The sequence below is a fragment of the Kribbella antiqua genome, assembly GCF_004345665.1.
Lineage (GTDB): Bacteria > Actinomycetota > Actinomycetes > Propionibacteriales > Kribbellaceae > Kribbella > Kribbella antiqua.
In genome coordinates, this window is record NZ_SLWR01000012.1 from 1 (window position 1) to 24504 (window position 24504).

Annotated in this window: 27 protein-coding genes and 1 pseudogene; 11 read left to right on the forward strand and 17 right to left on the reverse strand. The window is 67.2% G+C overall.

The window, feature by feature from the left end; all coding sequences use genetic code 11:
• Nucleotides 1–212: 212 nt before the first annotated feature.
• Nucleotides 213–1580: a cation:dicarboxylate symporter family transporter gene (locus EV646_RS30155; RefSeq protein ID WP_132154613.1), complete on the reverse strand. Its 1368-nt coding sequence runs from the start codon at nt 1578–1580 to the stop codon at nt 213–215.
• A 107-nt stretch (nt 1581–1687) separates the two neighbouring features.
• Between EV646_RS30155 and EV646_RS30160 the strand changes: the two genes are divergently transcribed.
• Both EV646_RS30160 and EV646_RS40730 read left to right on the forward strand, forming a co-directional pair.
• The gene (locus tag EV646_RS30160; protein ID WP_132154615.1) at nt 1688–2944 is read left to right on the forward strand and encodes a sensor histidine kinase; all 1257 of its coding nucleotides are present in this window, start codon (nt 1688–1690) and stop codon (nt 2942–2944) included.
• Nucleotides 2937–3614: a response regulator gene (locus EV646_RS40730; RefSeq protein WP_132154617.1), complete on the forward strand. Its 678-nt coding sequence runs from the start codon at nt 2937–2939 to the stop codon at nt 3612–3614. The genes EV646_RS30160 and EV646_RS40730 overlap by 8 nt, the downstream gene beginning before the upstream one ends.
• Here EV646_RS40730 and EV646_RS30170 read toward each other — a convergent pair.
• Complete coding sequence (locus EV646_RS30170; protein WP_132154619.1) at nt 3611–4105, reverse strand: heme-binding beta-barrel domain-containing protein; 495 nt, start codon at nt 4103–4105, stop codon at nt 3611–3613. The genes EV646_RS40730 and EV646_RS30170 overlap by 4 nt on opposite strands.
• A 167-nt stretch (nt 4106–4272) precedes the next feature.
• Between EV646_RS30170 and EV646_RS30175 the strand changes: the two genes are divergently transcribed.
• On the forward strand, nt 4273–4635 hold the full coding sequence (locus EV646_RS30175) for a DsrE family protein (protein WP_132154621.1): 363 nt from the start codon (nt 4273–4275) through the stop codon (nt 4633–4635).
• 7 nt (nt 4636–4642) lie between these two features.
• Here EV646_RS30175 and EV646_RS30180 read toward each other — a convergent pair whose 3' ends face one another.
• The 3 genes from EV646_RS30180 to EV646_RS30190 form a co-directional block, all read right to left on the reverse strand.
• Nucleotides 4643–6016 carry a hypothetical protein gene (locus EV646_RS30180; protein WP_132154623.1) on the reverse strand — a complete coding sequence of 458 codons (1374 nt, stop codon included), beginning with the start codon at nt 6014–6016 and terminating at the stop codon, nt 4643–4645.
• Complete coding sequence (locus tag EV646_RS30185; protein WP_241996418.1) at nt 6016–6573, reverse strand: hypothetical protein; 558 nt, start codon at nt 6571–6573, stop codon at nt 6016–6018. The genes EV646_RS30180 and EV646_RS30185 overlap by 1 nt, the downstream gene beginning before the upstream one ends.
• 134 nt (nt 6574–6707) lie before the next feature.
• Complete coding sequence (locus tag EV646_RS30190) at nt 6708–7532, reverse strand: beta-keto acid cleavage family enzyme (protein WP_132154625.1); 825 nt, start codon at nt 7530–7532, stop codon at nt 6708–6710.
• Nucleotides 7533–7659: 127 nt separating this feature from the next.
• Between EV646_RS30190 and dtd the strand changes: the two genes are divergently transcribed.
• Nucleotides 7660–8085, forward strand: a complete 426-nt coding sequence (gene dtd / locus EV646_RS30195) for a D-aminoacyl-tRNA deacylase (RefSeq protein ID WP_132154627.1) — start codon at nt 7660–7662, stop codon at nt 8083–8085.
• A gap of 116 nt (nt 8086–8201) precedes the next feature.
• Here dtd and EV646_RS30200 read toward each other — a convergent pair whose 3' ends face one another.
• From EV646_RS30200 to EV646_RS30235, 9 genes and pseudogenes are all read right to left on the reverse strand, one after another.
• On the reverse strand, nt 8202–9425 hold the full coding sequence (locus EV646_RS30200) for a choice-of-anchor P family protein (RefSeq protein ID WP_132154629.1): 1224 nt from the start codon (nt 9423–9425) through the stop codon (nt 8202–8204).
• 311 nt (nt 9426–9736) lie between these two features.
• Complete coding sequence (locus EV646_RS30205) at nt 9737–10033, reverse strand: DUF1416 domain-containing protein (RefSeq protein ID WP_132154631.1); 297 nt, start codon at nt 10031–10033, stop codon at nt 9737–9739.
• 3 nt (nt 10034–10036) lie between these two features.
• Nucleotides 10037–10885 (reverse strand): sulfurtransferase, encoded by an 849-nt coding sequence (locus EV646_RS30210; protein ID WP_132154633.1) that lies wholly within the window; start codon nt 10883–10885, stop codon nt 10037–10039.
• A 13-nt stretch (nt 10886–10898) separates the two neighbouring features.
• Nucleotides 10899–11342 (reverse strand): DUF4395 domain-containing protein, encoded by a 444-nt coding sequence (locus tag EV646_RS30215; RefSeq protein WP_132154635.1) that lies wholly within the window; start codon nt 11340–11342, stop codon nt 10899–10901.
• 274 nt (nt 11343–11616) lie between these two features.
• Nucleotides 11617–12192: an RDD family protein gene (locus EV646_RS40340; RefSeq protein ID WP_241996419.1), complete on the reverse strand. Its 576-nt coding sequence runs from the start codon at nt 12190–12192 to the stop codon at nt 11617–11619.
• A 294-nt stretch (nt 12193–12486) separates the two neighbouring features.
• Nucleotides 12487–12582 (reverse strand): annotated as a pseudogene (locus EV646_RS41055) (DUF2510 domain-containing protein); the annotation flags it as partial.
• A 24-nt stretch (nt 12583–12606) separates the two neighbouring features.
• Nucleotides 12607–13068: a TlpA family protein disulfide reductase gene (locus EV646_RS30225; RefSeq protein ID WP_132154639.1), complete on the reverse strand. Its 462-nt coding sequence runs from the start codon at nt 13066–13068 to the stop codon at nt 12607–12609.
• 71 nt (nt 13069–13139) lie between these two features.
• Entirely contained in the window at nt 13140–13592 is a 453-nt protein-coding gene (arfB, locus tag EV646_RS30230; protein WP_199237281.1) for an alternative ribosome rescue aminoacyl-tRNA hydrolase ArfB, read from the reverse strand.
• 85 nt (nt 13593–13677) lie between these two features.
• Nucleotides 13678–14388: a response regulator transcription factor gene (locus EV646_RS30235; protein WP_132154641.1), complete on the reverse strand. Its 711-nt coding sequence runs from the start codon at nt 14386–14388 to the stop codon at nt 13678–13680.
• Nucleotides 14389–14552: 164 nt separating this feature from the next.
• Here EV646_RS30235 and EV646_RS30240 point away from each other — a divergent pair, with 164 nt between their 5' ends.
• Nucleotides 14553–14792: a MoaD/ThiS family protein gene (locus EV646_RS30240; RefSeq protein ID WP_132154643.1), complete on the forward strand. Its 240-nt coding sequence runs from the start codon at nt 14553–14555 to the stop codon at nt 14790–14792.
• A 61-nt stretch (nt 14793–14853) separates the two neighbouring features.
• On the opposite strand, the gene EV646_RS30245 is transcribed toward EV646_RS30240, so the two are convergent.
• Both EV646_RS30245 and EV646_RS30250 read right to left on the reverse strand, forming a co-directional pair.
• Complete coding sequence (locus tag EV646_RS30245) at nt 14854–15162, reverse strand: hypothetical protein (RefSeq protein ID WP_132154645.1); 309 nt, start codon at nt 15160–15162, stop codon at nt 14854–14856.
• A gap of 244 nt (nt 15163–15406) precedes the next feature.
• Nucleotides 15407–17191 carry a bifunctional metallophosphatase/5'-nucleotidase gene (locus tag EV646_RS30250; protein WP_132154647.1) on the reverse strand — a complete coding sequence of 595 codons (1785 nt, stop codon included), beginning with the start codon at nt 17189–17191 and terminating at the stop codon, nt 15407–15409.
• A 116-nt stretch (nt 17192–17307) separates the two neighbouring features.
• Here EV646_RS30250 and mshD point away from each other — a divergent pair, with 116 nt between their 5' ends.
• The 5 genes from mshD (at nt 17308) to EV646_RS30275 (ending at nt 21197) form a co-directional block, all read left to right on the forward strand.
• A complete protein-coding gene (gene mshD, locus EV646_RS30255; protein ID WP_132154649.1) occupies nt 17308–18222 on the forward strand; it encodes a mycothiol synthase in 915 nt (304 codons plus the stop codon).
• A 207-nt stretch (nt 18223–18429) separates the two neighbouring features.
• Nucleotides 18430–19032: a DUF6318 family protein gene (locus EV646_RS30260; RefSeq protein ID WP_132154651.1), complete on the forward strand. Its 603-nt coding sequence runs from the start codon at nt 18430–18432 to the stop codon at nt 19030–19032.
• Nucleotides 19029–19937: a PKD domain-containing protein gene (locus EV646_RS30265; protein ID WP_132154653.1), complete on the forward strand. Its 909-nt coding sequence runs from the start codon at nt 19029–19031 to the stop codon at nt 19935–19937. Before EV646_RS30260 ends, EV646_RS30265 begins: the two co-directional genes overlap by 4 nt.
• Nucleotides 19934–20587, forward strand: coding sequence for a hypothetical protein (locus EV646_RS30270; protein WP_132154655.1), 654 nt, complete (start codon nt 19934–19936; stop codon nt 20585–20587). Before EV646_RS30265 ends, EV646_RS30270 begins: the two co-directional genes overlap by 4 nt.
• Nucleotides 20580–21197, forward strand: a complete 618-nt coding sequence (locus EV646_RS30275; RefSeq protein ID WP_132154657.1) for a hypothetical protein — start codon at nt 20580–20582, stop codon at nt 21195–21197. Before EV646_RS30270 ends, EV646_RS30275 begins: the two co-directional genes overlap by 8 nt.
• On the opposite strand, the gene EV646_RS30280 is transcribed toward EV646_RS30275, so the two are convergent.
• Nucleotides 21181–22245: an alpha/beta hydrolase gene (locus EV646_RS30280; protein ID WP_241996421.1), complete on the reverse strand. Its 1065-nt coding sequence runs from the start codon at nt 22243–22245 to the stop codon at nt 21181–21183. The two genes, EV646_RS30275 and EV646_RS30280, sit on opposite strands and share 17 nt — an antisense overlap.
• A gap of 94 nt (nt 22246–22339) precedes the next feature.
• Between EV646_RS30280 and EV646_RS30285 the strand changes: the two genes are divergently transcribed.
• Nucleotides 22340–24499: an RNA degradosome polyphosphate kinase gene (locus EV646_RS30285; protein ID WP_132155167.1), complete on the forward strand. Its 2160-nt coding sequence runs from the start codon at nt 22340–22342 to the stop codon at nt 24497–24499.
• Nucleotides 24500–24504: the final 5 nt, after the last annotated feature.

Genomic DNA, 24504 nt, shown 5'->3' on the forward strand with positions numbered 1-24504 from the left:
CTCCAACTCCACCGGCAACCGAGGACGACCACCACGAGCACCCATCACAACACCCCTTCAACCGAAAGGTGTTGCAATCACTCCTTGAGCCCGCCTGGGTTCCCCGCCCGTATACAGCGGGTGGACCCACAACTTGGTGGGGTAACCCATCAAAGCGCTGCCCGCCGGTCTGTGGGCCGGCGGGCAGCGCTTGGAGGGGTGGGACAGATTGCTCAGTGGTCGGCCGGGCGCCCTTCGACCGCGGCGGGGACGTCGCCTGCGTGGGTGTCGCCGGCGGCGAAGGCTGCCTCGTCGAACGGATCCGCACCGGAGAAGACCTGCTGGGCTTGCTCCTTGTCGAACTCGCCCACCCAGTGGCCGACCAGGACGGTCGCGACCGCGTTGCCGGCGAAGTTCGTCAGCGCGCGGGCCTCGGACATGAACCGGTCGATGCCGACGATCAGACCGACGCCGTCGACCAGGTCCGGGCGGTGCGACTGCAGGCCGCCGGCCAGCGTCGCCAGACCAGCACCGGTGACCCCGGCGGCGCCCTTCGAGGCGATGATCATGAACAGCAGCAGGGAGATCTGCTGTCCGATCGAGAACGGCTGGTCCATGGCTTCGGCGATGAACAGCGACGCCATGGTCAGGTAGATCGCCGTACCGTCCAGGTTGAAGGAGTAACCGGTCGGGACGGTGATGCCGACGACCGATTTGTCCACGCCGAGGTGTTCCATCTTGCCGATCAGCCGGGGCAGGGCGGTCTCCGACGACGAACTGGACACGATCAGCAGGAACTCACGACCCAGGTAGCGCAGCAGCTGGAAGATCGAGATCCCGGTCACCGCCCGCAGCAGCGTGCCGAGGACGACCAGCACGAAGAGCAGACAGGTGATGTAGAAGGCCAGCATGATCTTGCCCAGGCTGACCAGCGCGTCCCAGCCGGTGGCGCCGACGACGGCCGCGATCGCACCGAACGCACCGACCGGCGCGACCCACATGACCATCGACAGCACCTTGAACACCAGCCGCTGGATGTGACCGATTCCGTCCAGGATCGGCTGGCCCTTGGCGCCCATCGCCTGCAGCGCGAAACCGATCAGCAGCGCGACCAGCACGGTCTGCAGCACCTGGCCCTCGGTCAGCGAGGAGACCAGCGTCTTCGGGATGATCCCGAGCAGGAAGTCCGACGTACTCGCGTGCGCGCCGGCCGCCTGCTTCTGGCCGGACTCGCGCAGCTTGTCGGTCAGGTTCAGCCCGGAGCCCGGGTGGATCAGGTTGCCGACCAGCAGGCCGATGGCGAGGGCGACCGTCGACATCACCAGGAAGTAGACGAGCGCGAGACCGCCGACCTTGCCGACACTGGCGGCCTTGCGGACCGAACCGATGCCGAGCACCAGCGTGCAGAAGATGATCGGGCTGATCAGCATCTTGATCAGGTTGACGAACCCGGTACCGATCGGTTTCAGCTCGACGGCGAAGTCCGGGAACAGGAAACCGACACCGATGCCGAGCAGTACGGCGACGATGACGGCAAGGTAGAGGAAGTGCGTCCGGTCGTTACGAACCGGCGTCGGGCGGGGATCGGTCGGGCTCGACATGGTGGGGACTCCTGTCTCGGCCAGGCGGGCAGTCTTGAGTAACTGTGGCGTGACACACACCTGAACTGCGCATTTCGTTCATATCGTTCGCAGTGCAGACTGTCGCCATGAATCACCGGCCGTGGGAGTTGCGCCGCCAAGTCTTGTGGCTGCAGACCGTCACGGTCGCCGTGCTGATCGTTATGGTCTGGATCACTTTGATCGCCCGAGCACGGGCCCAGGCTGACCGGGACGCTGCCGCCGCCGGCATCGCGCCACCCGGCTGGTGGGAGCTGGTCCGGCTCGACCTCCGCTCGATGCTGGGCATCGCCAGCCTGATGCTCGGGGTCGCGATCGCGGGCAACGCGCTCGTCTCCTGGCGAGTACGGCGTGCCACCCGCGGGGTCGGGACCCAGGCACTGACCCGGATGCTCGACTTCTACGAGGGTGTGTTGCATGCCGCCCGGGAGGGCCTGATCCTGCTCGACGCGGGCGGCCGGGTCCAGCTCGTCAACGACGAAGCCCTCCGCCTGCTCGGTGTCCGCACGATCGCCCCCGGCACCCCGATCGAGGATCTGCGCCTGGGCGCCACCCTCTCGGAGCTGCTGACCACCGGACGGACGTCGTACGACGAACTGCACCTCGGCGCAGAAGGTGTGGTCGTGGTGAACCAGCAGCCGGCCCGCTCAGGGCGAATCGTCACCCTGCGGGACCACACGCAGCTGCAGCGGCTGTTGGGTGAGCTGGACGCGATCCGCAGCCTGGCCGAATCACTGCAGGCGCAGAACCACGAGGCGTCGAACCGGCTGCATACGGTCGTGAGCCTGATCGAGATCGGCAAGCCGGAACGCGCCCGGGAGTTCGCGGTGTCGGAGCTGCAGTTCGCGCAGGCGATGACCGATCGAGTGGTCGGAACGGTCGGCGATCCCGTGCTGTCATCGTTGCTGCTGGCGAAGCTGGCGCAGGCTCAGGAGCGAGGCGTCGTACTGACGCTGGAGCTCGGTCATGAGCCTTTGAACACAAGGCTCCCCGCGCAGGACGTCGTCACGGTCGTCGGCAACCTGCTCGACAATGCGATCGAGGCCGCCCGTGGTGGACCCGCTCCACGCCGGGTCGAGTTCCGCGCCGGTACGACGCCGGACGCGATCGACCTGATCGTGACGAACACCGGCTCCGAGCTCGGTTCGGTGGAGCTGGCGCACATGTTCGACCGCGGCTGGACGACGAAGGCCGAGCCGGGTCATGGCCTCGGTCTCGTGCTGGTCCGCAGTACGGTCGAGCGCTGGCAGGGGACGTTGATGGTCGACCCGGACTCCGAGCTGGACGACGTACCGGCGCTGACCGTCCGGGTCCGGCTGCCGCGGGCGGTGAGCGCCAGTGCCTGACCTGCGCGTTCTCGTCGTGGAGGACGACCCGGTCGCCGCCGAAGCACATCGCACGTACGTCGATCGGCTGCCCGGCTTCGCGTGTGTCGGTGTCGCGGGTTCCGCCGCTCGTGCGCTGTCGGTGCTGACCCGGGGCAGCGTGGATCTGGTGCTGCTGGACATGAACCTGCCCGACGGTCACGGCCTGGACGTCGTACGGCGGATGCGGGCCCAGGGCAACCAAACTGACGTGGTCGCGGTGACGGCGGCCCGGGAGGTCGCGGCGGTGCAGGCGGCGGCGCGGATCGGGGTGGTGCAGTACGTGCTGAAACCCTTTGCCTACGAGACTTTGCGGGACCGCTTGACGGCGTACGCACGGCAGCGTCGAGCGGCGGAGGCGGGACAGGTCGTCGCCGACCAGGACGAGGTGGACCGGTTGTTGCACCCGGCAACCGTCTCGTCGGTGCCGAAAGGGCTGGCCGGATCGGTGCTCGACCGAGTCGTCCAGTTGCTCGGGAATCGGGAAGGCTGGACGGCCGAGGAGGTGGCGTCGTCGCTCGGCACGTCACGGATCACAGCACGGCGGTACCTCGAGCACCTCGCCGACCAGGGACAAGCACTACGCACGCAGCGGTATGACGGCCGGAGTGGTCGACCGAAGGTCGAGTACTCCTGGGTGGCTGAGAGTTAGGCCCGGACGAGGGTCGCCCACAGGTGGGGCTGGAGCGGCTGGCCTTCGGCGGCCATGTCGTAGGCCCACATCAGCTCGCCCTTGACCAGGCCATAAAGCCGGTGGCCGGCGCTGACTTCCTTGGCCGTTGCGGTGCGGGCGACGACGTCGGTGCGCAACTCGATCTTGGCGCCTTCGATCTCGCCGTACCAGATCTCGGCGAAGCCGGTCGGGTGCGCGAGAACCACCTCGAGCTTGTTGTCCGGCTTGGGCCGCCAGAAGCCGGTCTCGACGGCGAGCGGGCGTTCCTTCGTGCCGTCCTCGTTCACGACGTACGTCTGGCTGACGTAGTGCAGGTACGGCTTGCCGTTGTGGCTGAAATCGATCTGCTGCCCGAACTCGAACTTCTCGATCGTCGGGTAGTCACCGTGCCCGCGGCCCTCCCAGCGACCGAGCAGCCAGGCCAGCGGCATCAGGTCGGGGTGCAGATCCTGCGGGATCTCGAACGCCATGGAGTCGCTCAGTTCGCGCTGCGGCCGCGGTACAGCCGGTAGACGACGAACGCCGAGAACCAGCCCATGAAGACACAGACCAGGACCAGCAGCGTGGTGAAGATGACGTGCAGCACGATCGACAGTCTAGGGGATCGTTCGGCAAGCCCTTCGGTTACCGTGGCGTGATGTCCCGCACGCTGGTGATCAAACTGACCGCAGGCGCCGAAGAACCCGAACGCGCGAACCAGGCCTTCACCGTCGCCGCCACCGCGGTCGCGGCCGGGGCGACGGTGTCGCTGTGGCTGACCGGAGAGGCCGTCTGGTTCGCCGTACCGGGCCGGGCCGAGGCCTTCGAGCTACCGCACGCGGCACCGCTCGCCGACCTGGTCGCGGCGGTGCTGGAGGGCGGTCAGCTGACCGTCTGCACCCAATGCGCCAAACGCCGCGACCTGGAGGAGGCCGATCTCCTCCCCGGCACCCGCATCGCCGGCGCCCCCGCCTTCACCGAAGAAATCCTCACCGAAAATACCCAGGCGATCGTCTACTGACCGCCGGCTAGCCCCTGCCGCCGAGCTCGGGGCCGCTGTCTTCCTGGCTCCGACCGCCGCGGTTGCCGCGATCCCGAGCGGCCGCCGCACCGGGGTTAACGCCACCGCGACGAGATTCCGGAGTCTCGACTGGAGCCACCGCCCTGGGCACTGGCGATGGGGTGCTGCCGGCCCGGACGTGCGCCCGATCAAAGTCGCTCTGCTCAGCCTCCGGTCGCTGCTGGCCCTGGTCCTGGTCCGTCTTCCGGTGCTCGTCAAGGATGCTGTCCTCGACCTCCCGCTGCGGAGGCTGAGCCGGCTGGCCGTTCTGCCCGGCCCCCGGGCCGTCCTGAGCGTTCTCCTCGGCGGCCTGGCCGTCCTGACCGTTCTGCTGAGCGGCCTGGGCGGCGTCGTGTTCGTCCTGCCCGGTAGGCAGAAACTCCCCCGACCCTTCGTTCCCCCGCTCGTCCAGCCCTTCCTCCGGCCCACGCTCAGGCGCACCACGCCCATCCAGCCCTGGTTCATTCTGATCCAAGGTCTGAGCGGGCTCATCACGCTCGTCGTCCAGGTCCTGCCCCGACTGGTTCAGGTCGTTGGCCTCGAATGTCTGGGCTTCTGTCTCTGTCTCTGCCGACCTCGTGACCGAATCCCAGTCCGGCTCGCGCTCCGCTTCCTGCTGCTGCCCGGCTTCCTCCTGCTGCTCGGCTTCCTGCTGCTGCTCGGCTTCCTGCTGCTGCTCGGCTTCGCGCTGCTGCTCCGCCCGCTCGTCCAACTGCTGGTCGACCTCGTCGGCGGCCGCGAGCGTACCTTCGGCGACTACCGCCGTACCGAGCGCCGGATCGTCTCCACGCGCCTCTTGCTCACGCCGACGTTGCTCTGCCTCGCGCTGGCGGTCTGCTTCCTCGCGCCGGCGCTGGGCCTCGTCCTGGTCCTGCGCGGTCTGCTGGTTCTGCTGGTCGTCCAGCCTTTGTTGCTCCTGTGCCTGCTGCCCTTCGTCCGCCGCCAGCTCTTGGTCCGCCCGGTCGTGGTCCAGGTGGTCGTCGCGGCCATTCTCGTTGAAGTCGGTCCTTTTGACCCACTCCCGCATATCCGCTTCGTACTTCTGCAGCAGTTCCTGGGTCAGCTGCTGCTCCTGTTGCAGCTGCTCGATTCGATTGGTCAGCTCGGTGAACGTCCGGTCGGTGATCTGTTGCCGTGCCGGCGGCTCCACCTGCCGCCAAGCCCTCTCGGTCCCGGGGTCGTCCCGCCGGGCGTCACGCAGCTTGGTGTACAGCATGCGCCGCTGTTGTTCCTTCGTCAGGCGCTGCGCAGTCCTCGCGGCTCGATTCCGCTGGAAGGTGCCCCAGAGCGGCCTGACCACCTGATGCAGGAGGACCTGGAGCAGTTCTTCTTCGACAGCCATCAGGCCACCTCGCTCGCGTAGACGGAGTACCCGAAGCCGGCGTAGTTCTCGTCCGGCCCGGGTCGGGTCGCATACAGGTGAAACTCGGCGCCGGGCCGCAGCCAGACCGCCAGGTGGCGACGACGCCCGCGCCACTCCGGGGGAATCCGTGGATCCTCACCCGGTCCGACGAAGACCGGATCACCCCAGTGCCGCCGGCCCAGCAACAGCTGCCCGGGCCAATACGTGTCCAGGCCTTCCTCAGCGGCGGGCAACTCCGCAGGCGCGATCTCGGACGCCGACCAGTGGCTGCGCGGACTCTCCGGCAGTACGGCGTCCGGCAGCACCAGCATCACGGTCTCGCGTGGGGTGACGAGGCCCCAGGTGTAGCGGTCGGGGTCGATGTTGCCGGGTGCCCAGGGCCGCCAGCCGGTGGCGGCGGTGACGCGTGTGACCAGTGCCCGCATCGCGTCCGGACCGGTCGCCGGTGGTCCCCAGACGCGTTTCCAGTCGGAGACCTCGGACAGATCCGCCATGGCGCGCTCGTCGTCGTCCGACGACAGCTGCACGGTCTTCACCCGGCAAACTCCTCTCCTCAGCCCGCCCCTCCCCGTCGTCGGCTCGCCAAGCCAAAGCCCCCACTGGTATCACCACCCCTCTCCAGACGCACGGGCCTACCGGGGTGGTTCCGAAGGAGTTGCCGGGAGCAACCTCAGCGTTTGACGTTGAGGAGTTCGCGCGCCTCGTCGGGCGACATCGGCGGGCGCTGGGCCAGCGTCGCGAGGGACGCGGCGCGCTCGACCAGCTCGGCGTTGTGGGTGACCGGCTGCCCCTTCGCCAGCGTGAGCGTGTCCTCCATGCCGACTCGGAGATGGCCGCCCTTCGACAATGCCGCCAGCGCGACGGTGAGCGTCGTACGCCCGACTCCGGTCGCTGACCAGGACGTCACCGCATCCGGTAGGGCGTTGACGGCGGCGACCAGCGCGTCCGTCGTACCGGGCATTCCGCCGGGAACCCCCATCACCAGGTCGCAGTGGACGCGTCCGCCGTACGGAAGACCGAACTTGTCGAGCAATCGGTGCAGTGCGGCCACGTGGCCGAGGTCGAACAGCTCGAACTCCGGCACGATCTCGCGCTCCTGCGTGAGCCGGTAGAGCTCGGTCACGAACGGCCAGGGGTTCATGAACACGTCGTCGCCGAAGTTGACCGTGCCCATCGTCAGCGAGCACGAGTCCGGCGCAGCGTCGAGCACCCGGAGCCGTTGGTCGTACGGGTCCGTCACCGCGCCGCCGGTCGACAGCTGCACGATCAACGCGGTGTTCTCCCGGATCGCGGCGACCGTGTCGGTCAGCCGGCTCAGATCCAGCGTGGGCTTGTGCTCGCCGTCGCGGATGTGGATGTGGATCATCCCGGCACCCGCGGCCTCACACCGCTTCGCCGTCTCGACCAGCTCCTCGAGCGTGGTCGGCAACGCCGGGCAGTCCGCCTTCGCGGTCTCGGCACCGGTCGGGGCAACAGTGATCAGAGTCGACGCCATGGACAAATCCTGCCAGAAGGCGTGTTGAACGAGATATCCGCCTGCGGTTCGCGCCGAAAACCGGATGATCTCCGGCGCTGCCCTCGACCCGTCAGACTGGCGGCCGTCGACCCGTCAGACTGGGCGCATGAGAGCAGTCGTACAACGTGTGTCCCAGGCGTCGGTGACGGTCGACGGCGAGGTGGTCGGCGCGATCGACGAGCCGGGACTGGTGGTCCTCCTGGGCGTCACCCACGACGACACAGAGGAGAAGGCGAAGACCCTGGCCGCCAAGATCTGGACCCTCCGGATCCTGCACGACGAGCGCTCCTGCTCCGACGAACAGGCCCCCATCCTCGCCATCAGCCAATTCACCCTGTACGCCGACACCCGCAAGGGCCGCCGCCCCTCCTGGAACGCCGCCGCCCCCGGCCCGGTCTCCGAGCCCCTCTACAACACCTTCTGCGCAGCCCTCGAGGCATTGGGGGCCAAGGTGGAACGCGGCCGCTTCGGCGCCCACATGGACGTTGCCCTGGTCAACGACGGCCCCGTCACCCTCATCCTCGACGCTTAGAACAACTGCCTGGAACAACAGAACGGCCCCGGCCGGATCCTGGGGGATCTGGCCGGGGCCGGTGTGTTGTGTTCTGAATCGGTGAGGTTCGACTCAGAAAGGTGCGCGCGGCTGGATCAGCCGACGACGCCGGCGGCCGAGTGGCCGACGATGACCTTGGTGTTCAGGCTGTAGACGTCGATCACCAGGGCGTTGACCGAGATGTACCGGCCCTGCTTCTTGACCTGGTTGAAGGTCAGCTTGGCGATGCCCGGGATGTCCAGCGTGCTGTTCGGCGCGGTCGACACGGGGTAGACCTTGTTGCCGACCCGGATCGAGGCGATGCTCGAGGACGACTTCGTGCCGTACTTGCCGTCCTTGGTCTTCCACGCCAGCGCGGAGGACTCGATGGCACCGATGCGCAGGTTCCCGACGTTCACGCCCGCGACGTGCGAGGTGAAGTTCACCACGGCCTTGTCCATGTTCGCGTAGCCGTTCTTCGTGGTGTAGACCGCACCCACGTAGGCGACCTTCGGGATGTTCAGCTCGCCGATCGCGTTGCGGATCGTCTTGCCCCCAGTGCCCTGGCAGGTGGCCTGGTACGACGTCGGACCCGAAACGAGCAGCTTGTCGACATTGGCCTTGGTGCCGTAGGCGTCACCGAAGACGACCGCGGTGGCCGGCTTGGTGATCTCCGCGCGGGTCTTCAGCACCGCGACGTCGACACCCTGCGGGATGTACTTGTTCTTCACCGTGGCGTGCAGCACGACGGCCTGCGAGTACGAGTAGATGCCGCTGTCCGTCTTCACGCCACCGACGCGGTTCAGCACGATGTAGCCGAGGCCCGGTACGGCGACCTTGGTGTTCGGCGACGGGTTGAGCAGCGACGGAACCGAGACGGCCCCGATCTTCACGGACGCGAACGTGGTGCCGCCGGTGTAGGACAGCTTGCCGTTCTTGTACACCGACGTGGTGGTGGTCTTCACACCGGTCAGGTGCAGCAGGTTGCCGAGCTTGATGTCGACAGCCTTCGCGTTGCTGGTGACGCCGTTGCCGTACTTGTTGTTGAACGAGTGCGTGTCGGTGGTCACGCTCTGCGCGATGGCGTGATTGTTCACGTTCGCCGTCGCGAGGTCATTGCGGTCGGACTTGATGTCCGTGGTGCAGCTGATCTGGCTGACTACCTGCGGGCCGCTGTTCGCCAGCCCCGACTGCACGTCGGTTCCGAACGCGTAGCCGCTGTAACCGAAAACCGGCGCGGCGGACGCCGAACCCGAGGTCAGCGCAATCGTAGAAGCCACGCCGACTACCGCCGCAACTCCGACGGCGGCGAGCTTCTTGTATCCGATGCGGGGTCTCATGACCCCTCCTCCCTGAGTAATGACGTGACCCGTTGGGCGGGCCAGGACACAGACACAACTCAGCCGATTGCGGTAGGTAACGAGCCGAACCCGCTCCGAGATGAAACCGTTATATTCGAGCGTCGTTCGTGATGTCCGGAGTACGCCGCTCCGGTCCGCGCCGGAACGCCGGATGTCGCGAAACCCCTTGTGAACAAGGCAGATCCGGGCATGCCAAGGGGCCCGAGCGCGCAAGGCCCGGGCCCCTCGGGGTCTACTTCAGGGTGGGTCACCCTCGGGTGGGGGTGACACACGATGTAACGACCGAGTGGTCAGACGGTAACGGCCACCTCGGCGACCTCGCCGTACTGAGCCACTACCTGACGGTCGACCGGGTCCGCCTTCGGAGCCAGCGTCCGCAGCGTCCAGTTGCCCGGCGCCGCGAAGAACCGGAAGTGGCCGGTCGCCGATGTCGGCACCTCGGCGGTGAACTCACCAGTGGAGTCCAGCAGCCGCACGTAGGCGCCGCCGACCGGCTCCTCGCCGCGCAGTACCTGGCCCTGGATCACCGCTTCCTTGTCGACATCGACGCCCTTGAGGTCGAGGCCGCCCTTCTTCGCTCCGCACATGTGTCAGGCCTTTCCGGGCTCGTCGCCGAGGGCAACGGGTACGCCGACGAGCGAACCCCACTCGGTCCAGGAACCGTCGTAGTTCTTCACGTTCGCCTGTCCGAGGATCTCGTGCAGCACGAACCAGGTGTGTGCCGACCGCTCGCCGATGCGGCAGTAGGCGATGGTGTCCTTGCCGAAGTCGACGCCCGCGTCGGCGTACAGCTCCTTCAGCTCGTCGTCGGAGCGGAAGGTGCCGTCGTCGTTGGCGGCCTTGCTCCAGGGGATGTTCGCGGCGGTCGGGATGTGACCCGCGCGCTGCGCCTGCTCCTGCGGCAGGTGCGCCGGGGCCAGCAGCCGGCCAGCGTACTCGTCAGGGCTGCGCACGTCGACCAGGTTCTTCACGCCGATGGCCTCGCCGACCTCGTCGCGGAAGGCGCGGACGTTCAGGTCCGGGTCCTGGGCGGTGTACTCGGTGGCCTCGCGCTTCTCGACCTCGTCGGTCAGCTCGCGGCTGTCCAGCTCCCAGCGCTTGCGGCCGCCGTCGAGCAGCCGGACGTCACTGTGACCGTAGAGCTTGAAGTACCAGTACGCGTAGGCCGCGAACCAGTTGTTGTTGCCGCCGTACAGCACGACCGTGTCGTCGTTCTTCACGCCGCGGTCGGACAGCAGCGCCTGGAACTGCTCCTTGTTGACGAAGTCCCGGCGGACCGGGTCCTGCAGGTCCTGCTTCCAGTCCAGCTTGATCGCGCCGGCGATGTGGCCGGCGTCGTACGCCGAGACGTCTTCGTCGACCTCGATCAGGACGACATCGGCGTCGTTCTTGTGCTCCTCGACCCAGTCGGCCGAGACGAGCGCGGACTCCCTGCTCATGGTGTGCTGCCTCTCAGTTGTTGGTAGCGGTGGATGGCGTACGAATGCGGTGGATCAGCAGATAGGCCTCGCAGCCGAGGCAGAGCCCCACCGCCGCGTTCACGAACGCGGCGACCAGGGCGAATCCGCTGGCGACCACGCCGAGCACGGTGACGCCGGTCAGGTACCCGATCAGACCGGCGACCGCGAAGACGAGGCCGACCAGCTGGGCGAACCGCGGCGGCGCCGCGTCCTCCAGCTCCTTCGGCGGACCCAGCCGGGGGCGGACCAGCCGCTTGAAGAGTTGCCCGTACGGCGATGCCTGCACGCCGAACGCGACGGAGATCGCGAACACCACGGCCTGGATCGCGAGCGGCCAGGCACTGTTCAGGATCAGCGTCAACGCGAGCAGCACGGTGGTGACACCCGCTGCGAACCGGAGCCCGCGCGGGTCGACCTTGACTGTCTTTTCGGACATGACAACCCCCGGAGGAGGAGGTGGATCGAGCTCGGCCCCGCCCGGGTCTGCGGGAGGCGACGTACTCGGAACCGTGCTCAGCGACCGGTTCCGCAGCGCTCGGGACGCCGCCTGGTCAGCGGCGACGACACAGCGACGAGCGCACGCGGCAGTTGTCCACCGCCCGGCGCTTGGTCAGCCATGTCGTATAAGCCACGGATCGAGAGTACGGAAAGCGGGCGCGGCTACCAGCCGTAGTCCCATGCACTGAGACAACTGATCAGAGTTTGGACACTCAGGTGCGCACCACGTTGGTTGCGGCCACCTTGTCGTGCAGCGCCTGCTTCTTGTCGTCCCAGAGCGGCCACAGGTCGTTGATCAGCGCGACGAAGCTGAACACGCTGCCGACCAGCGGGATCGCGCCCAGCAGGCTGAGCCCGGTGTAGAAGCCGTACCGCTTCAGTACGGCGGAACCCGGCGGCGGTCCGGGCACGTCCCGCAGCCGGACCGCGATACCGACCGCCTTCTTACCGGGCGTCGCGCCGGAGCGGGTGAGGAAGAAGTACTCGTAGGCGAAGGCAACGACCAGGCCGATCAGGATGGCCGGGATCATCCACTTGTAGGCCTCGGTGGGCAGAGTGGTCGTGGTCGTCGTACGACCGGCTGCGGCGTCGTCGAAGATCTTTTCCATGTAATCGAGCAGCACCTGCACGTATTGCCAGTAGAAGTACCCGGTCAGCGGCAGGCCGGCGATTCCGACGATGAGGCCGTCGATGATTCGGGCGAAGACGCGGCGCCACCAGCCGGAGAGCGCCTGGCCGTCGGGGGTCGTGTGCACACGCTGGCCGGGGTAGCCGTAGCCCTGCTGCATCTGGCCCTGCTGCGGTTGGCCGTATTGCGGCTGACCGTACTGGGCTTGGCCGTACTGCGGCTGCCCGTACTGGGCTTGGCCGTACTGCGGCTGCCCGTACTGCGGTTGCCCGTACTGGGCTTGGCCGTGCTGCTGTGGTTGGCCGGCGTACTGCTGCTGGCCGGTCTGCTGGCCGCCGCCGGCGGGGCCGGGTTGGGCGCCGCCGTACACCTGGCCGTGCTGGGCGGGCTGACCGAACTGACCCTGGTACGGCGCTGGGCCCTGCTGCGGGCGGCGCTGATCCGTCCACGTGCTCCCGTCCCAGTAGCGCTGCTGAGACGGCTCCTGTGGGTCGTCGTACCAACCGGCTGGAAAGCTCACCGCCAAAGCATCACCTAAGTGCCGGTCCATCCGCCATTCGATGGCACGTAACGGTCAGTGTGGCTGGTGGTCGATCGCGGTCGCGACAGCCGCGATCACGTCGGGTTTGCGCGGTGCGCCGCTGGCGCGCTTGACGATCGCGCCGGTGCTGTCGAGGACGAGTGTCGTCGGGGTCCGCAGGATGTCCAGCCGCCGGACGAGCTCGAGATGGGACTCCGCGTCGAGCTCGACATGCCGGACGCCGTCGACCATGCCCTCGACCTCGGCGAGAGTACGCCGGGTCGCGCGGCACGGCGCGCAGAAGGCGGACGAGAACTGCAGCAAGGTCGCCCGCTCGCCGAGTTCACCACCGACGTCAGCCGCGGAGATCCGCTCGACCGTGTCATCCACCTCGTGTGCCTCGACCTTTCGCACCGCCCGGGTCCCCCGGAATCGCCCGTCGAACTGGGATTTGAGCAGGCTCAGCACGATGCCGGCGGCGACCGCACTGACGAGCACCCACATCCCCAGGCTCATGACAAACCAGAGTACGTCGCTGGTCTTACCACTCAAGCCGGGTGTTCAGCCCTCGGACTCGGCCGCCTGGCTCAGTCCTCGGGACGGCCGCGGAGGCGCTTGGTCTCGCCGCGGCGTTTCTTGTCGTCGAGCCGCCGCCGGACCGAGTTCTTGCTGGGCTTGGTCGGCCGCCGCTGCCGGGGCGGGGCCGCGATCGCATCCCGCAGCAGCGCCGCCAGCCGCGTCCGCGCCGCCTCCCGGTTGCGCCACTGCGACTTGTGCTCCGACGCCGCCACCGTGAGTACGCCGTCCACCAGCCGGTGACTGAGCCGCTCGAGCGCCCGGGATTTGAGTACGTCGCTCAGCGCCGTCGTACCGGCAACGTCGAACGTCAGCTCCACCCGGCTGTCCGTCGTATTGACCGACTGACCGCCCGGACCGCTCGACCGCGAGAACCGCCAGCCGAGCTCCGTCTCGGGGATCGTCACCCCTTTGCGCACCTCCACGTCCCCATTCTCGGTGACCTCGGAGTCGTTGCGCTTCACCTAGGTACGGCGAGGACGTCGCGTACGTCGAGAAAGTTGCCCAAGGCCACCGAGTTGCCGGGCGCGGCGGGTGTCAGCCAGTGGTTCAGGCGCTGACTTCGGCGGTTTCGCGGGAGGTGGTGGGTGGGATGACGAAGCGGTAGCCGACGTTGCGGACTGTGCCGATCAGCGCCTCGTGCTCCGGGCCGAGTTTTGCGCGCAACCGTCGTACGTGCACATCGACCGTACGGGTGCCGCCGAAGTAGTCGTAGCCCCAGACCTCCTGCAGCAGCTGCTCCCGGGTGAACACCCGCCCGGGATGCTGCGCGAGGAACTTGAACAGCTCGAACTCCTTGTAGGTGAGGTCGAGCGCCCGCCCGTTCAGCTTCGCCGTGTACGACGCCTCGTCGATCACGACGTCGCCGCTGCGGATCAGGGTGGTGTCGGGGTCCTCGTTCCGCGCGGCGGCGAGCCGGCCGATCACCAGCCGCAGCCGGGCCTCGATCTCGGCCGGGCCGGCCGTGTCGAGCAGGACGTCGTCGGCGCCCCAGTCGGCGTTCACCGCGGTCAGGCCGCCCTCGGTCACGACCAGGATCAGCGGTACGTCGATCCCGGTGGTCCGGATCAGGCGGGACACGCCACGCACCGAGACCAGGTCACGGCGGGCGTCGAGCAGGACCGCATCCGCGTCCGGGGCGTCGACCAGTGCGGCGACCTCGGCGGGCAGGATCCGGATCTGGTGGGGCAGCAGGGCGAGCGAGGGCAGGACCTCGGTGGAGGCCTGCAGCGCGTTCGTCAGCAGAAGCAACGTGCTCACGCTGTCTCCTTGTGCTGGTCGTCGGATCCCCGCGGATGAGCGATCCGGTCCTTGTGCACGTCAGGCCCCTGCGGCGTCATTGCCGGGGGCCTGAGACACACTGGATGCAACAGCAAGCTGACATAATAGCCGAAGACTTAACCGATTAGTGAGGTCTCTCCCAGATGCCGGAAGTCACCATCAGGTACTTCGCGGCCGCCCGCGCCGCGGCCGGCCGGTCCACCGCGACCGCCGAGGCCACCTCGATCCGCGACCTGGTCAGCACCGTCTCCACCGACAGTCCTGAACTCGCCCGCGTCCTCGGCATCTGCACCTTCCTTCTCGACGGCCAGCGCGCCGACCCCACCACCCCGCTCCACGCCGGCGCCCAGGTAGACGCCCTCCCACCCTTCGCCGGCGGCTGACCCACCCGGGGCTGTCGGCCTCACACCCGGCGCTGTTGGGCTCACACCGGTGCTGTTGGGCTCAGAGGAAGAACTTGAGGAGTACGACGGCGAGGGCCGCGGCGGTGCACAGGGCCGCCTTGCCCGAGCCGATCCCACGACGTACGGCGGCACCGAACACCGCCACAGTCAGCGGAACCAGCATCACCAGCAGCGTGATCCCCGCCGCCCGCACCCCCACATGCGAACGCCCGGTCAGAACCAGCCCAAGGATCATGGCGAACGTCAGCCCGATCCACGTCGTGAGCTGGATCGGCCCGTCGGCACTGCGATGCCCGCGATGCGACGCCCGGGCCGCACGGCGATGCGAAGTCGGAGCAACGTGCACCATTGCTAACCCTCCGAAAAGATCCGAACACGCAAGGTAGCAGCAACCCCAAAATTCGTAAAAGCCACCCGGTCCCACCAAACCCACCCCCGCGAGCCAGTCGCAGATACAAGTCATCCCACCGCACCTGCCCGCTACCACCACGCCGGACTGCAGAGCTCAGGCTTGGTCGGCGTTGGCTTGGTACGCCGCGCGCCCGGCTGCTGGTGTTGCGGCCGGGCGCGCGGGTCGTCGTACGTCGTGCGGGTCAGGAACCGGTGGAGATTCGGTCCGTGGGAGCTGGGGTGTAGGGGTCGTGGGCGGTCAGGTAGTTGGCGAAGGCGTCGATGTCGAGGCCGCCGAAGAACTTGTTCGTCGCCGTGGTGAACGCGGGGAACCCGTCGCCGCCGTCGGAGAGGAAGTTGTTCGTGACGATCCGGTACGTCGTACCGTCGACCAAAGGCTGGCCGGCGATCTTGATCGACCCGGGGACGACCTTCGAACCAGCCGCGGCGGCCGGGTTCCAGGTGTAGGTGATGCCCGCGACCTGAAGCACCTTGAACTTCGGCGCCTCCGGACCGTTCACCCCGGAGAACTGCTGCTCGAGCAACGCCTTGATCTGCGTGCCGGTCATGTCCATCGAGACCAGGAAGTTGTTGAACGGCTGCACGGTGAACGCCTGCCCGAAGGTGACCTCACCAGCGTTCGACTCCAGATCGGCACGGATGCCACCTGGGTTCATGAACGCCACCACCGGCGTCTTCCCGCCAGTCACGACAGATGGGTCGGCCAACTGGGCGTCGGCGATCAAGTTGCCCAGTGGCGATTCCAGCGACTCGTCCGTGGTCCGCGACACCGAGGTCGTGGTCAGGTGCCCGATCACCTTGTTCGCGATCGGCGCGACCAGCGTCTGGTACTTGCTGATCAACGCGCTCGTCTTGCCGTCCTTCGGCACGTCCTGGGTGACGATGAGGTTGTTCGCCAGGGTGTTCACCCGGTCGACGTCACCGGTGGCGTTGTCGATGCTCAGCCGTACGTCGGTGACCAGCTTGCCGAACGAGGACGCGCTGGTGACGAGCCGTGGAACACCGTTGCTGTCCTTCAGGGAGCAGTTGTAGCCCTGGTGGGTGTGACCGGAGATGATCGCGTCGATCTCCGGGTCGAGTCCCGCGTTGATGTCGACGACCGGACCGGAGATCCCCGGGCAACTGTTGTACGCCTTCGGGTCGGCCGGGAAGCCGCCCTCGTGCAGCAGCACGACGATCGACTCGACGCCCTTCTTCTTCAGGATCGGCACCAGCTTGTTCGCTGTCTCGACCTCGTCGGTGAAGGTCAGCCCCTCGACACCGGACTTGGTGACGATGTTCGGCGTGTTCTCCAGCGTCATGCCGATGAACCCGACCTTGCGGCCGTCCTTGAACGTCTTGATCTTGTACGGCGCGAACAGCGTCTCCTGGGTGTTTTCGAAGTACACGTTCGCGGACAGGTACTTGAACTTCGCGCCGGTGAACGGCGTCGCCGGATCCGGGCAGGAGTTCTGGTTGTTCTGCCCGTCGCCGTCGGGCAGGCAGCCGCCGGTCTGCATCCGGAGCAGCTCGTGCCAGCCCTCGTCGAACTCGTGGTTGCCGACCGAGGCGACCTCGAGCCCCATCCCGTTCAGCGCCTCGATCGTCGGCTCGTCGTGGAACGCCGCGGACAACAGCGGCGAGGCTCCGATCAGGTCGCCCGCGGCGACCGTGACGGTCTCCTCGCCCTTCGCGGCGGCGGCTGCGCGCAGCTGCTTCAGGTGGGTCGCCAGGTACTCGGCGCCACCGGCCGGCACGCCGTTCACGTTTCCGCTCGAACTGGTCGGGCTGTTCGGCGCCAGGTTGCCGTGGAAGTCGTTGATGGCGAGCAGCTCGATCTGGGTGTGCGTCGGCTTGGGTTTCGCCTCCGCTGCCTGGGTCACGGTTCCCCCCGTGGCCAAGCCGAGTACCGCGGCTGTCCCCGCGGCGAGCAGGCCAACAGCCCGCCGCCCCCGCAGCCACGTCTTGTCTCGTCCTGTCAAGGCCATGTCTACTCCGTCGTAGTCGGTCCGCTTTTGTCTGCGGTGCCGCGAAATTACCCGACTCGACGCGCCCCCTCCAAGGACCTGCACATGAACTGACCCGGACCTTTTACGGTATTCAGGTGACTCTCGAAGCAGTGCCTTCCCCGTTGCCATCGGCTACCGCTGACGCTGTTGCTGAACTCGCTCGCTCCGCAGCACAGAACGACGGCGTCAACCCGTTGTCGGAGCGCACGCTGCTCCACCTCGACGGCGAACATCCGGGCGACGTCCACCTGCTCGCGTACGAAGGTGATCCGGGCACCCTCGAGGTCTCAGGCCTCCAGAGCGCGCGGAACCTGATCGGGTACGGTGCCCTCGCACCCGACGGCTCAGCTGAACTCGTCGTCTCTCCAGCCTCCAGACGGCAGGGCGTCGGTACGGCGTTACTACGCATGCTGCTGGACCACGGCGGCTCACAGCTGCGGGTCTGGGCACACGGTCGCCTGCCGGGGTCCGACGCGCTTGCTGATCGGTTGGGTCTGCAGGTCGCGCGGGAGCTGTACTTCCTTCGCCGTAGCAGAGCAGCGCTCCCCGAACCCGTCTGGCCGGAGGGGATCGCCGTACGGGCGTTTGTCGTGGGGCAGGACGAGGAAGCGTGGCTCGAGGTGAACAGCCAGGCCTTCGCGGACCACCCGGAACAGGGCAGCTGGACCGCTGCTGACCTGGGCGAACGCTTGCAGCAGCCGTGGTTCGACCCCGCTGGGTTCTTCCTCGCCGTGGATTCCGCGAGCGGCGCGTTGGCCGGCTTCCACTGGACGAAGGTCGAGGAGGGCGAGGGCGAGGTGTACGTCGTCGGGGTGTCTCCCGCCTACCAGGGCTCCGGCCTCGGCAAGGCACTCACCCTCCAGGGCCTCCACCACCTCCAGGAGAACCGCGGCCTCGACTCCGTCGTCCTGTACGTCGACGGCACCAACACAGCCGCCCGCGCCCTCTACAACTCCCTCGGCTTCACCACCGCCGCCCTCCACGTCCAATACGCCCCCACCGCCCTGTGAACGACATCACACCGAATCCACCCGATCACATGGCGTCATAAACCCGCCCCTTACGCGTCCCTTCATCAGCCAGGAGCCGTCCGAGCCTCTAACCCCCCAGCCGGGCGGCTCCTGGCCCCACCACTTATCCACAGCTGCACCTTTTGACACCACCATCGCTCCCCCTCCCCCACTACGATTCGTGGTGACTACGGAGAGGTGACACACGTGACTAACCGCAACAGGCCGACATCCACTCTTTTGGCCTGCCTGGCCGCCACCTCACTCCTCACCGCCTGCACCAACAGCCCCGAAGCCGGCCGCCCCAACGGCACGCCGACTACATCGACGACGGCATCGGCCTCGTCCACCGGCGCCCCGACGCCTACAGCCACACCGTCTGCTCCGCCGGCCCGCCCGCCTGCAGCCCAGGGCTTGACTCTCGCCGCTGCCGAACAGTTCGTCCACTACTACAGCGACTTGATGAACTACGCCTCCGACACCGGAGACACGGCCCCACTGATGAGCGCCAGCGACGCGGGCTGCGAGAACTGCAAGGCCTACGCAGACTTCGTGAAGAAGTCCAATGCCGCCAACGGTCTTCTCACCGGCGACTACCACGAAGACCTGACCGAAGTCTCTGAGCTGGTTCGTGGTCAGGCCGGACGTCTCGGCGGTTCCGCAAACGTGAGCATTGGCGCTTATGTCAGCCGGGAGACGGCGAGTGCTGCACCGGTCAGCAGCAAAGCCACGAAATATACCCGGGAATTCGCATTGTCACAGCAGGGCGGAGACTGGGTCATGTACGAGATGAAACTCGTCAAGCAATGAAACGATCGATACTGACCGTTGGGATTCTCGCCGCCCTGTCGCTCACGGCGAGCATTACTCCTGCCAGCGGACTGACGTCGACTGACGTCGTATCGCCGCAAAGTGCCGCCACGCCGAAGCCCAAATCGACGCCGCGACCGACCGTCGACGGAAAGCGGACCAAGGATGGGGTCACGCTGGACGGGAAGGCCAAGGTTGACGATCGTTTGAGCGAGGGCTGGCCGCCGAAGAAGTCCAAACCAACCGTCCCCGCCTCCGCCGACGCGGGTGGCCCAACAAAAGACACCGCAACTCCTCCTGCCCCTCCGGAACGCATTGATGCGAAGCTCAATCTCGGAATCTGTGGGCGGCCGGGAGCCGATGGAACCATTCCTGGGCCTACTCGGTGTCAGCCGGTTGGGCCGGAGGAGCCGGTGGTGCCTACGCCTGGGGTGCCGGTGAATTTGCCGCAACCGGAGGATGTGAGCTGGGAGCAGGTTTTGGCTGAGGCCAGGAATGTGGCTTTTCCTGGGTTGGGGGTGAAGGTGCAGCCGGTGGGGCGGACGTTGGTTAATTTGGAGACTATTGTTTATACGGATCAGAGTCGGGTGACTACGGCGCAGGTGACGTTGCTGGGGTTTCCGGTTGAGGTGGAAGCTACGCCGATGAGTTATCTGTGGCGGTTTGGGGACGGGGCGTCGTTGAGCACGACGACGCCGGGGAAGCCGTATCCGGCCAAGGAGATCACTCACAAGTACCTGAAGAAGGGCAGCGTCGGCCTGACGCTGACGACGAACTATGCGGCGCGTTTCCGAGTCGCCGGCGGTGCCTGGCAGTACGTGGAGGGAACTGTGCCTATCACCGGTCCGGCGACGCCTCTCCAGGTTCGGGAGGCGGTTCCTGTGTTGGTGGATCCGGAGCGTTGAGGGTGGAGGAGGGGTGGGAGGGCTACGGTTTTGGGGTGGATATTGATGAGGCGGGCGCTTACCCGGTTGAGGGGTTCGATGCGCTCGAGGCGGCGGTGGAGGAGTTTCGGGGTGGGGATGGGGGGCCGTTCGCCTTTGGGGATGAGGGTGAGGCGCGGGCTTGGTTGATTCGTGGGGGGTTCTTCGAGGAACTGGCGCGGGCTCGGGACTGGGGCGCGGCTGATGAGGCGCTTGCGGAGTCGCCGGATGATCCGGTGGCCAGGCGGCGGTACGACGAGGCGGCCGAACTGGCTGCGGACGTTGACGTTCCAGGTCCGCTCCATGCGCCGTTGGTGACAGTTGAGCAGTTTGTGGCTGACTTGCCTGGCTATGTCGAAAGTGCGCGTTCGGGGGTGTTGCGGCCGGTTGGGGTCGGGCGCGGAGACGTGGCCGAGGCTGTGTTGATCGGGCATGAGGAATACCGGGAGTTGATTCAGGCGCAGCTTCGGTGGCGGCAGTCGCCGCCCTTCCTGGCGAAGCTCGACCCGGCTGTCCACAAGCCGATGGACAAGTCGAGGCCTTTCAACCTCGAAGAACACATGTCCCAGAACCCGGTGACGAGGGAGATCTGGGAACGGATTCAGGAGCGCAAGAGGTCTGGCGGTGGCTGACGAGCCACGCCATGAGCTGTACCTGACGCCGGAGTTCGCCGCACGATTCAACGCGATCGAGCAGGCAGCCCTGAACGGCGACGAAACGGCGATCCGGGTCTACGAGCACCTGGTGGAGTTGATCGACAATCTGGAAGACGGGACGGAGAACGGGCATCACCCGTTGACGGACAAGTCTTGGCGGGCTGAGGGAGATTTGCGGGACGGTACGGCGAGTGAGTTCGCGACCGACCCCACGTTGAAGCGTGGTGACTACCGGATCGTGTGGCGCCAGTTGCCTCCGCAACGCGAGGGCGGCCTCCCGGTGCGAGAGTTGGTCCATGTCGGCCATCGCCGTGAGACGCCTGACTTCTACCTGCAGACGCTCAGCGCCCTGGAGCGCGACCCCATCGTGCCGTTGGAGGAGAACGAGGTCTTCGGTTCCCCGTCGTACGTCGCCCAGAAAGGGCTGCCGAGTCGCAGTGCCGCCCTGCAGACGCAGCTATCAGTAGCGCTGGCCCGCGCCGGCATGACGCCGCTCACCAGGTCACGCCCGCTGGCCGAGCATCAGTTCGGGGCTCGCGAGTCTGACGCGCCTGAGAGTGGTCGCCCCCTCACGCGGGACCTGTGAGCGTCTGGCGGAGGCGGTTTGCGAGGGCGGTGTGGGCGTCTTGGGTGGCCCCGGGCAGTGGGCGGAGGTTCACGTGACCGTGGGTCAGGGAGGTGTGGCAGACATGGGTTACGTCGACTCCGGCGGCTTTCAGCGCGGCGGCGTACTCGTTGCCTTCGTCGCGGAGGGGGTCGAAGCCGGCGGTGGTGATGTAGGCGGGTGGTAGGCCGGTGAGGTCATCGGCCAGCAGTGGAGACACCAGGGGGTCGGAGCGTACAGCCGGGTCAGGAGTGTAGTGGTCGCGGTACCAGAGGATGTCCGCCTCGGTGAGGATGAACCCCTCGGCGAACAGGTCCCGGCTTGGGCGGCGGCCGACGAGGTCGAGGGCCGGGTAGAGAAGGACCTGCAGGGCGGGCAGCGGGAGGTCGCGGCGGACGCACTGCTGAGCGACGACCGCGGCCAGGTTACCCCCGGCGCTGTCGCCGCCGACAGCCACCAGACCGGGCTCGGCGCCGAAGTCGACAGCGTGGTCGACCGCCCAGGTGAAGGCCGCGATCGCGTCCTCGGCGGCGGTGGGGGCCGGAGCCTCCGGGGCGAGCCGGTAGTCGACGGAGAGGACCCGGATGCCGGCGTCGTCGGCCAACGCACGGCAGAAGCTGTCATGAGTGTCCAGGTCACCGACGACCCACCCGCCGCCGTGGAAGAAGACGAGCAGCCCGCCAGAAGCCGTGCGAGGAACATAGAGTCGCGCGCCCAGCTGACCATCGGCTCCACGGACCGTGAGTTCGGTCACTCGCTGCAGCTCGCGCGGCTGCCCGGACACCAGCTTGCACAGGGTCCGCAGATGAGCCCGCGCCTTGGCCACATCGGACTTGGGTGCGTTCGGCAACAATCCCTCCACCCGCAGGAGCAGCTGCAGGTCGGGGTCGAGGGTGTTCCCGTCGATTTGGATCGGCGCACCGGCCAGCCGGCGCCGTACGGCCACCGGCAGCGCGTACAGCGGCGTCAGGGCATTCGTCTGTACGGCGGCCAGCGCGCCACGCAGCAGCGAGTCCAGTCGAGGGTTCACAAGGAGTGACGCTAGCAACAACTGGCGGCCAGAGGTGACGTCGGCAACAGAAACCGACATGGACCCAGCCACCTGCCGTTCACGAAAAGATGCGATCCTGGTCAGCGTGGCTGGAGACTTGCTGGCATCACACAACCGGGAGTACGACGTTGAGCCGCCGTACGACATCACGGCGGCCGGCGACCTGCCCTCGGATCGGTTCTCGGACCGCGAGCTGAGCTGGCTCGCGTTCAATCAGCGTGTCCTCGAGTTGGCCGAGAACGACAAGGTCCCGCTGCTCGAGCGGGCTAAGTTCCTGGCCATCTTCGCCAGCAACCTGGACGAGTTCTACATGGTCCGGATCGCCGGTCTGAAGCGCCGGATCGCGGCCGGGGTCGCGGTCAAGGCAGCCAGTGGGCTGATGCCGCGCGAGGTGCTCGACCGCAGCCTGAATCGCAGCCGCGAGCTGATGGACCGGCAGGCCGAGACCTGGCGCAAGGCGGTCCAGCCGGCCCTCACCGAGCAGGGCATCGACATCCTCCGCTGGGACGAGCTCGAGCACACCGAGCGGGAGGAGATGACCAAGTTCTTCCGCGACCGGGTGTTCCCCGTGCTGACGCCGCTGGCGGTCGACCCGTCGCACCCGTTCCCGTACATCTCCGGTCTATCCCTGAACCTCGCGGTGGTGGTCCGCAACCCCGACACCGGCGGCGAGCACTTCGCCCGGGTCAAGGTGCCGCCGCTGTTGCCGCGCTTCGTGAAGGTCGCCGAGGGCCGGTTCGTACCGCTGGAGGACGTCATCGCCACGCACCTGGGGCAGCTGTTCCCAGGCATGGAGGTCACCCAGCACCACACCTTCCGGGTCACCCGCAACGAGGACCTGGAGGTCGAGGAGGACGACGCCGAGAACCTGCTGGCCGCGCTCGAGAAGGAGCTGCTGCGCCGCCGGTTCGGCCCACCGGTTCGCCTCGAGGTGGAGGAATCGATCGATCCGCAGGTGAAACAGCTGCTGCTGTCCGAGCTGGGTGTCACCGAGGCGGAAGTGTTCGAGCTGCCCGGCCCGCTGGACCTGCGCGGCCTCTTCGCCATCGCGAGTCTGGACCGGGCCGAGCTGAAGTACCCGGCGTTCGTACCGTCGACGCACCCGCATCTGGCCGAGGTGGAGACCTCGAACCCGGCGGACATGTTCTACGCGCTGAAGCAGCGCGACGTACTGGTGCATCACCCGTACGACTCCTTCTCCACCTCCGTGCAGCGGTTCATCGAGCAGGCGGCGGCCGACCCGCACGTGCTGGCGATCAAGCAGACCCTCTACCGGACGTCCGGTGACTCGCCGATCGTGGACGCCCTGATCGACGCCGCCGAGGCCGGCAAGCAGGTGCTGGTGCTGGTGGAGATCCAGGCGCGATTCGACGAGCAGGCCAACATCAAGTGGGCCCGTCAGTTGGAGCATGCCGGCTGCCATGTCGTGTACGGCGTCATCGGCCTCAAGACGCACTGCAAGCTGTCCATGGTCGTCCGGGACGAGCCGGACGGGCTGCGGCGCTATGTCCACATCGGCACCGGCAACTACCACCCCAAGACCGCCCGGCTGTACGAGGACCTGGGGCTGCTGACCAGCGACAAGGTGGTCACCGAGGACATCGCCCACCTGTTCAACCACCTGTCCGGCTTCTCGCTCAGCAGCGGGTACCGGCGGCTCCTGGTCGCACCACAGTCAGTACGGCGTGGACTGGTCGAGCGCATCGACCGGGAGGTCCAGCACCACCTGGCCGGGCGTCCGGCGCGCGTACGGATCAAGGTGAACAGCCTGGTCGACGAGGCCCTGTGTGACGCGCTCTACCGGGCGTCACAGGCCGGCGTACCGGTGGAGCTGTTCATTCGCGGTATCTGCACGCTGCGACCCGGTATCCCCGGCCTGTCCGAGAACATCCGGGTCCGCAGTGTTCTGGGCCGGTTCCTCGAGCACAGCAGGGTGTTCTGGTTCGAGAACGGCGGTGAGCCCGAGGTGTGGATCGGCTCGGCCGACCTGATGCACCGCAACCTGGACCGCCGCGTCGAGGTGCTGGTGCAGCTGAAGGAGGCCGACCACATCACCGAGCTGGGTGACCTCTTCGACCTCGGCTTCGACGAGGGCACCGGGTCCTGGTGGCTGCAGCCTGACGACACCTGGCAGGCCAAGCTCACGCGTCCGGACGGCGAACCACTGCGCGATATGCAGGAAAGACTCATCGCCACGCGTGGCCGCCGCAGAACTGCTGATCCGATTACCTAGGGTGA